Raw genomic sequence first — 8,969 nt, 5'->3', positions numbered from 1 at the left:
GCCCCGGTTGTGCAGGTAGCGGTTGTTCTGGGCCTGGTAGATCGCGTTCATCGGCCCGATGCCCATGGACACGGTGGGGAATTCCCAGAAGTCCGGCATCAGCCGCGGGTGCGGGTAGGAGGACAGGGCGTGGCCGGCGCGGGACTTTTCCTGCCGGAACCCGTCGAGGTCTTCCTCGGAGAGGCGTCCTTCCATGAACGCCCGGGCGTACATGCCGGGGGAGGCGTGGCCCTGGAAGAAGACCTGGTCCCCGCCGCCGGGGTGGTCCTTGCCGCGGAAGAAGTGGTTGAACCCGACCTCGTACAGGGTCGCGGCCCCGGCGTAGGTGGAAATATGCCCGCCAACACCGATCTCGGGCCGCTGCGCCCGGTGCACCATGACCGCGGCGTTCCACCGCATGTACGCCCGGTACCGGCGCTCGAATTCCTCGTTGCCCGGGAACTCCGCTTCCTGGTCCACCGGGATGGTGTTCACGTAATCGGTGGTGGTCACCATCGGCACCCCGACGCTCTGCGCGCCCGCGCGCTGCAGCAGGCTCCGCATGATGTATTGGGCACGCTCAGTGCCCTGTTCCCTGATCAACGCATCCAGGGACTCAACCCACTCGGCAGTCTCTTCCGGATCACGATCAGGCAGCTGGTTAGTCAACCCGCTGAGGATATGGGAGGTATCTTCTCCTGCAGCCACGTCCAACCTCTCTTTGCGCGCATGAATCGGCGCACTCAGGCCAGGCAGGGTGACTGCCCGGCGTATATACGCCGTGTGCGACGTATCGGTTACAACAGCCCGGTCATGTGTGCCGGGCAGCTTCCTAGCGCTCCTATGCCTGTCCGGAGTCACAGGGGTGTCGTCCCGCGGGCATAGTTGTCACCAGCCACTCTAGCCCTGACGGCAACGCGATGCGTAGCTGCGGTCCAGGTGCTGCTGTTGTATTTCGTTCGTCATACTGGTTGTGTGGCCAATACCCTTGCCGGGCGCAGCCGCAGCTGGATGTGACGCAGAATATGCGCACTCCCGGGGGCGGCAGCTTGAAGCGCAGGCGCAAAGGGTGTTGGCTTGGGAGTAATGGAAATCACTATGCACAACGCATTAATGACGTATTGGAGGAACACGTGAGCGAGGCCGACGCCGCCACTTCGGTAAATGTGGCGGAAAAATTGGGTTTCAAAAATGGGGATCTGATTCAGGAGTTCGGTTACGACGACGACGTCGATTTCGACTTGCGTGACGATATTGAAGACCTCACCGGTTCGGAGCTGCTGGATGAGGACGACCACGAGGTGGCGGACGCTGTCATCCTTTGGTGGCGCGACGGGGACGGAGACCTCGTCGACAGCCTGATGGATTCCCTCACTACCCTGAGCGAAAACGGGGTTGTCTGGGTCCTGACCCCCAAGTCGGGCCGGGACGGTTACGTTTCGCCGGCAGACATCCAGGAAGCCGCACCAACGGCCGGCCTGCATGTCACAACCTCTGCCGGTGTCTCAAAGGATTGGAGCGCGGCGCGCCTGGTCAGCAGGAAGAACAAATGACGGCAGCGGTCGAGGCCGCTTCCGCAGTTGTTCCCGCCGTGGGCACAACCGCGCCCGACTTTGAGCTGGCCAACCAGTACGGTGAGCCGGTGCGCCTCTCGTCCTTCCGCGGACAGAACGTGGCCTTGGTGTTCTACCCGTTTGCCTTCTCGGGGATCTGCACCGGCGAGCTCTGCGAGATACGTGACAACCTTGCCACGTTCGAGGATTCGAATGCCGTCGTCCTGGCAGTGTCCGCTGACAGCAAGTTCAGCCTTCGCGCCTACGCGGCCCAGGAAGGGTACGGCTTCGACCTGCTGGCCGATTTCTGGCCGCACGGGGCCGTGGCCGGCGCCTACGGCGTGTTCGACGCCGGCAGCGGCATGGCGAAACGGGCCACCTTCATCATCGATGCAGAGGGCACGGTCCGGTACAGCGTGGTGAACCCACGGGGCCAAGCCCGCGACTTTGGTGAGTACCGGGCCGCTTTGGCGGATTTGAAGCAGGCCTGAGGCGGATGGCTGAGCAGCGGCGGGGGACAGGCCTGACGGGCTTTGCCAGCATGCCGCCGGTGGCCCCGGCCCCGCCCTCGGGTGCGGACCTTGAGGTGTTGGTCCGGATCCGGGACCTGCTCGCGGGGGTTCGTTTCGCCCTGCTGACCGGGGCCGGGCTCAGCACGGATTCCGGGATCCCCGACTACCGCGGCCCGGACTCGCCGCCCCGTTCACCCATGACCTACCAGGAGTTTGTCCGCGACGCCGCCAACCGGCGCCGATACTGGGCCAGGAACCACATCGGCTGGTCGCATATGCGGCATGCTGATCCAAACCAGGGCCACTATTCCGCAGCCGAACTCGAACGGCGCGGTTTCCTTACCGGACTCATTACCCAGAACGTCGACCGGCTGCACCAGGACGCGGGCAGTTCAAACGTCGTCGACCTCCACGGCCGGTATGACCAAGTGATCTGCCTGGACTGCGGGCGGACGTATTCCAGGCGCCTCCTTGCCGGTGTTTTCGAGGAACTCAACCCCGGCTTCCTGGAGCGGGCGGCAGCTTCCGGACTCGTGGAAATGGCGCCCGACGCTGACGCCACCGTCGAGGACCAGGCGCTCATCCACAGCTTCGTGGTGGCGCTCTGCCCTGCGTGCGGCGGAACCCTGAAGCCAGACTTTGTCTACTTCGGTGAAAACGTGCCCAAGGACCGGGTGGAGCGGTCCTACGCGATGGTGGACGAGGCAGCCGCCCTGGTCGTGGCCGGTTCTTCCCTGACGGTTATGAGCGGCCTGCGGTTCGTGCGGCACGCCGCCAAGCAGTCAAAACCGGTGGTCATCATCAACCGGGGTGCCACCCGCGGTGATGACAAGGCAACCATCAAACTCGAAGCCGGGGTCAGCCAGGCATTGGGCTACCTGGCAGCTGAACTTCCTTCCCTGTAGTGCGGGAAGGCCCCGGGCGGGCCGATTCGCGTTCGCGGTCCAACGTCGGGTAGAGTTTATGTTCGTTGGTTGCGGCGTTACCGCCGGAAACCGCGCAATTTGGGTCTTTAGCTCAGCTGGTAGAGCGCCACGTTTACACCGTGGATGTCATCGGTTCGATCCCGGTAGGACCCACTCATGTGAAACCCCGTTGTCCCGCCTTTCCGGTGGGGCGGCGGGGTTTTTGCTTTTCGGCTTTTCCAGTCCCGTTGTCAGTGCCCTGCCATACGTTGCAGGGATGGAACATGTCATAGTGCACACAGACAGCGAGGGAATGCCGACGGCGGTGGTGAGCCGCGGCAGGGAATGGGCGGTGGGTGCCGCGCCGGTGAGGTGGTACGAACGCGTCAATTGGTGGGAGACCAAACGCCGGATGCCGAAGGGCAACAGCGGCGTGGATGTGGAAGTCCTGCAGTTGCAGGTGCGGCTGGGTAACAACAGCCGGTCCGCGTTGACCACCATGTATCTCCAGCGTGACGGCCTGGGCGGCGGCTGGCGGCGCAGGGAGTCGGCAGCGGATGCGGCCTGACCGGCCCCGCTTGGTCCGCCGGCTTCGGGGCATTGGAAAACCCTCCACCGCGACTATTGGGGGATGCCGCGGTGGAGGGCCTGGGATGAATATACCGTGAACTCCCGGAAACAAAAAGTCCCGAGGCGCCCGCGTTATCGCCCAGGCGTCGGCGGGCACCGCAGGTCCGCCCAAGCCAGCCACTATGATGGGTTGTGTTCAGCTGAATGGACAGAGCTGATGAGTGCATGCGCCTACCGAAGGAGAATCATGGCCGATTCCCGCACCCCACGTTCCTCCGACGGGCCTGCAAGCGCTTCGCCTGCGCCTGCCGTTACCCGGGCTGCCGCCGTCCTGGAGGCACTGGCTGCGTCCGCAGGGGGACGGCTGACCCTCAGTGACCTTGCCCGCGAGCTGGGAATCCCGAAGTCCTCCACCTCCAACCTGCTGTTGGCGTTGGAGGACGCCCGCCTCATCAGCAGGCAGGGCTCCGAATTCATGCTGGGCCGCAAGCTGGTTGAACTTGGCGCGGCGTATCTCAGCCGCATGGACGAGGTCCAGGAGTTCTACCGGTACTGCGAGCAGGCGCCCACCCTTTCCGGTGAGACGGTGCGGATTGCCATGCTGGACGGGACCAATGTCATCTACCTGGCACGCTACGAGGGGCATCCGGCTGTCCGGCTCACCTCCAACATCGGCGACAAAATGCCGGTCTCCCTCTGTGCTGTGGGCAAGGTCTTGATCGCCAGGCTTCACGACCACGACATCGACGCCTTGTTCCCCGATGACGCCGAGCTGCCCGTCCTCACCCCTAAGTCCCTGCGGACCGGTCGCGAGCTCAAGGATCAGCTGCGGTCCATCCGGGAGCAGGGATACGCCTTCGAGGACGAGGAATCCACTACGGGCGTGGTCTGCCTGGGCGTGGCCGTCCCCACCCGCGGCTCCCACGGACCCAGCCTGGGGTTGTCGGTGACGGCGCTGAAGGCAACCTATACCCCCGAGCAGGGTGCGCAGATGGTCAAGGAACTTCAGGAACTGGCACGGTCCTTGGGTAATCCCATGAGCTAGGAAGGCGTCCCGCAGGGGTCCGTGCATGTACTTTTTGGCTTAACCGCTTGCCTGTTGTCCAACTTGCTGTACTCTGTTCAACATAGTGATCGACATCTCGGGTGTCGTTGCTGACCCGCCAGGCCAACGGGGGCCTGGCGCGTGATGAGGGAGTTCTTGTGACAACTCGTACTAATGCACCGCAGGCCGCGGACGGCACCGTCGTCGACGCCGACCAGCTGCGAAGGGCAACTCTTGCAAGTTCCGTGGGGTCCGCACTGGAGTACTACGACTTCTATATCTACGGCCTGGCGTCCGCGCTGATCTTCGGCCCGCTTTTCTTCGCCCCGCTGGGTGAAAGCGGCGCCGTTATTGCCTCCTTCGCCACCTACGGTGTGGGATTTGCGGCCCGGCCCTTCGGCGGCATCGTCTTTGGCCACATTGGTGACAGGTTTGGGCGCAAGATGGTCCTGATCCTCACCATCGGCCTCATGGGAATGTCCAGCTTCGCCATTGGACTCCTGCCCACTTTCGACCAGGCCGGAATGCTGGGTGCGGTCCTCCTGGTGAGCCTCCGCATCATCCAGGGCCTTGGGGCCGGAGCTGAACAGGCGGGTGCCACCACGCTGATCTCCGAGGTGGCACCGCGCCGCCGTCGTGGTTTCTTTGCCGCGCTGCCCTTCGTTGGCATCCAGCTGGGCACCCTCTTGGGCGCCGGAACATTCGCCTTGATGGCCATGGCCGACAAGTCCGTCCTGCAGGGCTGGCTGTGGCGTGTGCCGTTCCTTGCCAGCATCATCCTGATCGGCATTGCGGTGTTCATCCGCCTTCGCCTGAAGGAGACGCCGGTCTTCCAGGAACTGGAAAAGCACAAGGCTGTGGTGAAGAACCCGGTGTCCCAGATCTGGCGGCATTCCAAGAAGAACGTCCTGGTGGGGATCGGCCTGCGTATGGGTGAAAACGGAAACTCCTCCATCTACTCGGCCCTGCTGGTTTCGTTCATCAGCATGCCCGCCGGTGTCTTCCCGGGCGACAAGTTCATCGGACCAACCGGACTGCTGATCGCGGCCGGCTTTGCCGCCGTCATGGTGGTCGCATTCGGTGCCTTGTCCGACCGCTACGGCCGTGTCCCCGTCTACCGCTACGGTGCCCTGTTCCAGGCGGTCATCGCGCTCCCGGCCTTCTACCTGGTGACCCTCGGCAATGTCACGCTCGTCTGGCTGGTCATGGTGGTGGGCATCGCCCTCGGCGTCCAGGCCATGCTCGGGCCGCAATGTGCCCTTCTGCCCGAGCTGTTCGGTTCCCAGCACCGCTTTACCGGGGTTGCCCTGAGCCGCGAACTGTCGGCCGTCCTCGCCGGCGGCTTCGCCCCGATGATCGGCGTCGCCCTGCTGGCGGCCACCAACCACTCCTGGCTGGTTCCCGCCCTGTACTCCCTCGTCCTCGCTTTGATCTCGTTCATCACCACGTTCTTCACGCCGGAAACCGGCGGCCGGGACCTGGTCCTCGTCGAAGACGCCAGCTGACGCCGGCCTGACGCCCGGTCCGGATCATCCGGGCCGGGCGTTTGGCGTGTGCGGGAGACAAGCCGGCCGGCATCGCGGAGGTCGGGAGGTTCCGAGGAGCACCGTTGATGCTGCGGCCTGATGGGCAGCAGTCCGGCGCCACAAAAAGAAAGGCCGCTGCATCCCCTGGGCAGGGGATGCAGCGGCCTTGCCGGTGCCTTGGCCAAGGGTCAGTAGAAGTGGACCGTGTCCACGAGGTGGGGGAGTTCGCCGCCGTCGAGGAAGGTTCGCAGGTTGCTGCAGAAACGGTCGGTGATCAGCCTGTTCTCCGCGGCGCTCAAAGCTGACGTATGCGGCGACACCAGAACCTTCGGGTGGCCCCAGAGCGGGCTTTCGAGGGGGAGCGGTTCCACTGCGAAGACATCAAGGCAGGCGTAGGAGACCTGGCCATTATCCAGGGCCTCGAGCAGCGCGTCCTCATCCACCACGGTGCCGCGTCCGACGTTGACGAAGACGGTGCCGGGTTTCATGACAGCAAATACGTCCCGGTTGAACAGCTTCTCCGTATACGGGGTGCCCGGAAGGGTGTTCACCACGGCATCGGCGGTGGCAAGGAGGCCGGGAAGGCCGTCGTTTCCGGTCACCTGGTCGATGCCTTCCAGGGGCTCCGGGGTCCTCTTGGTTCCGCTGACGGCCATGCCCAGGGCGCGGGCAAGCCGGGCCGTCTCAAGGCCGATCTCACCGAGCCCCGCAATGACCAGCCGGGAACCGCTCACCAGCCGCGTGGGAGTGCGGAGTTCCGGCCAATTCCTGGCCCGCTGGTCCAGCGCCAGCTCGGCGGTGCGTTTGAACCCGTTCAGGATGCCCATCGCTGCGAACTCGGCCAGGGGAAGCGCGTGCACGCCGGCGGACGTTGTGACCTTGAACTTTTGCAGTGTCTGCTGGTCCAGGCCAGACGCTTTAACCGCGCCGCCTGCGCCGGCTGCCATGGCGTGGACCCACTGCAGGTGTCCGTTGTCCGTGGCAATCCGGGCCAGGCCCGACGGGCTTTCGTTGGGGAATCCGTAGAGGACCTGTGCGCTGTTCAGCATCGCCCAATAGCGTTCTTCCTGTTCCGGGGTCCGCCGGAAATCCGGATCTCCGGCGTGGTCCGCCGGGAAGCGCTCCGGCGGCAGGAGGTCGGGCTCGTACAGGACGGTCACGGACGGATCAACGGCCCTGATCCGGTCCACCAGCTCGGCTTCGAGCGGCACGGCAATGGCCACGGTAGTTATGGAAGTCATGGTGTTCATCATACTGAATCATGGCTAGGATATTGAACAAATCTTTAAAGCACGATGACGTGAGGCTGGGTAAATGGAGGACAAACGCGCAGGCTTTGCAGGCCTGGGATTGATGGGCGGACTGATGGCGGCAAACGCCCTCCGCAGCGGATGGCAGGTCACGGGCTGGAACCGGTCTCCAGGGGCAGCGGCCCGGTTGCGGGACCTCGGCGGAACAATTGTCCCCGCGGTGGAAGACCTGGGCCATCTTCCCGTCATCGTTTTCATGCTTCCAGACCTGCCACACATCGAGGAGGCGGCGGCCGGGCTCCTTGCCCGGTGGAAAAAAGAGCCGCCGGCGCCCCAGACCGTCCTGCTGGTCATGAGCAGTGTCTCGCCCACCGCCGTCCAGGTTTTCGGGCGCCGCGTCACCGAGCTCACCGGCGGGCGCGCCCAGGTTGTCGACGCCCCGGTCAGCGGCGGCACCAAGGGCGCCGCGGACGGCACCCTCGCCATCATGGCCGGCGGCGAGGAGTCCGCGTTCCGCAGGGCAGAGCCGCTCCTGCACGCCATGGGCACCACCGTCCGCCGCCTTGGTCCCCTTGGCGCAGGGTCGCTCGCCAAGGCGTGCAACCAGCTGGTCGTGGGGACGACGACGGCGGCGCTCGCCGAGGCTGCCGAACTGGCAGAGCGTTCCGGGCTCGAACCGGCGACGCTCTTCGACGTCCTGTCGGGCGGTTTGGCCGGCAGCAGGGTGCTGGATATCGTCGGACCGCGCCTGGTCAGCAAGGACTACGCCCCCACGGGCCCGGCAAAATTCATGCACAAGGATCTTTCCTTCGTGCTCGACGCAGCCCGCGCAGCGGGAACGGCAACCCCGATCGCCACGGCCGCCGCCGAACTCTACGCCGAGCTGAAGCGCCAGGGCCTTGGCGACCAGGACCTCGCAGTAGTGCGCCAAACCATCTCCAACCTCAGCCATAGGGCCGCAGTTGCGGCGGAAGGAACAGCTGCTCCATGAGTTCACTTTTCGATTTGTCGGACCGGGTTGCGTTGGTGACCGGCTCCAGCCGCGGTATTGGCTCGTCGCTGGCCCGGGCGTTGGCGGACGCCGGTGCAACGGTTGTGTTGAATGGCATCAACGGGGAGCGGCTCAAGGAGGCCGAGGCGGCGATGGCCGCCGATTATGCCCCGGGCCGGGTGCATAGTGTCGCGTTTGACGTTACCGATGGTGAGGCGGCAGGCCGCAGTATCGCGTGGATCGAAGAGCATGTGGGTCCGTTGGAGATTCTGGTGAATAATGCCGGGATCCAGCATCGGGTGCCGATGCTGGACCTTGAGGTGGCGGATTGGGAGCGGGTGATTTCCACGGACTTGACCAGTGCGTTCCTGGTGGGGCGGGAGGCGGCCCGGTGCATGATTCCGCGGGGCCGGGGCAAGATCATCAATATCTGTTCGGTGCAGACGGACCTGGCCCGCCCCACGATTGCCCCGTATGTTGCGGCCAAGGGCGGGCTGCGGAACCTGACCCGGGCGATGACGGCCGAGTGGGCCGGGTCCGGCCTGCAGGTCAACGGGATCGCGCCGGGGTATATCCACACCGAGATGACGCAGAACCTGGTGGATGACGAACAGTTCAATGCCTGGATCCTGGGCCGC

General features: G+C 64.8%; 9 protein-coding genes, 1 tRNA gene and 1 pseudogene. 9 read left to right on the top strand and 2 right to left on the bottom strand.

The features are described from left to right. A pseudogene (locus tag C563_RS0120610) lies at positions 1-687 on the bottom strand (pyruvate dehydrogenase (acetyl-transferring), homodimeric type); the annotation flags it as partial. Between the two features lie 425 nt (positions 688-1,112). Between C563_RS0120610 and C563_RS0120605 the strand changes: the two are divergent. The 7 genes from C563_RS0120605 (at position 1,113) to C563_RS0120575 (ending at position 6,069) form a co-directional block, all read left to right on the top strand. Continuing rightward, positions 1,113-1,532 carry a DUF3052 domain-containing protein gene (locus C563_RS0120605; protein WP_026265207.1) on the top strand — a complete coding sequence of 140 codons (420 nt, stop codon included), beginning with the start codon at positions 1,113-1,115 and terminating at the stop codon, positions 1,530-1,532. After that, positions 1,529-2,023 carry a peroxiredoxin gene (locus C563_RS0120600; protein ID WP_018763968.1) on the top strand — a complete coding sequence of 165 codons (495 nt, stop codon included), beginning with the start codon at positions 1,529-1,531 and terminating at the stop codon, positions 2,021-2,023. Before C563_RS0120605 ends, C563_RS0120600 begins: the two co-directional genes overlap by 4 nt. Before the next feature lie 5 nt (positions 2,024-2,028). Continuing rightward, complete coding sequence (locus C563_RS0120595) at positions 2,029-2,949, top strand: NAD-dependent protein deacetylase (protein ID WP_018763967.1); 921 nt, start codon at positions 2,029-2,031, stop codon at positions 2,947-2,949. Between the two features lie 101 nt (positions 2,950-3,050). After that, positions 3,051-3,123 (top strand) — tRNA-Val (locus C563_RS0120590). A 103-nt stretch (positions 3,124-3,226) separates the two neighbouring features. Continuing rightward, positions 3,227-3,517: a hypothetical protein gene (locus C563_RS0120585; RefSeq protein WP_026265205.1), complete on the top strand. Its 291-nt coding sequence runs from the start codon at positions 3,227-3,229 to the stop codon at positions 3,515-3,517. 249 nt (positions 3,518-3,766) lie between these two features. Further along, positions 3,767-4,564, top strand: a complete 798-nt coding sequence (locus tag C563_RS0120580) for an IclR family transcriptional regulator (RefSeq protein ID WP_018763965.1) — start codon at positions 3,767-3,769, stop codon at positions 4,562-4,564. 158 nt (positions 4,565-4,722) lie between these two features. Then, entirely contained in the window at positions 4,723-6,069 is a 1,347-nt protein-coding gene (locus C563_RS0120575) for an MFS transporter (RefSeq protein ID WP_026265202.1), read from the top strand. A gap of 209 nt (positions 6,070-6,278) precedes the next feature. Here C563_RS0120575 and C563_RS0120570 read toward each other — a convergent pair whose 3' ends face one another. Then, the gene (locus tag C563_RS0120570; RefSeq protein WP_018763963.1) at positions 6,279-7,343 is read right to left on the bottom strand and encodes a D-2-hydroxyacid dehydrogenase; all 1,065 of its coding nucleotides are present in this window, start codon (positions 7,341-7,343) and stop codon (positions 6,279-6,281) included. 61 nt (positions 7,344-7,404) lie between these two features. Here C563_RS0120570 and C563_RS0120565 point away from each other — a divergent pair, with 61 nt between their 5' ends. Continuing rightward, positions 7,405-8,331: an NAD(P)-dependent oxidoreductase gene (locus C563_RS0120565; protein WP_018763962.1), complete on the top strand. Its 927-nt coding sequence runs from the start codon at positions 7,405-7,407 to the stop codon at positions 8,329-8,331. Continuing rightward, positions 8,328-8,969 (top strand): SDR family NAD(P)-dependent oxidoreductase (locus tag C563_RS0120560; RefSeq protein ID WP_018763294.1); only part of this gene is annotated, 642 nt, incomplete at its 3' end. The genes C563_RS0120565 and C563_RS0120560, both read left to right, overlap by 4 nt.

This window comes from Arthrobacter sp. 135MFCol5.1 (assembly GCF_000374865.1).
In the GTDB taxonomy this organism is placed as follows: Bacteria; Actinomycetota; Actinomycetes; order Actinomycetales; family Micrococcaceae; genus Arthrobacter.
Note: the sequence above shows the minus strand (reverse complement) of the source record. Positions and strands in the feature narration are given on the sequence as shown.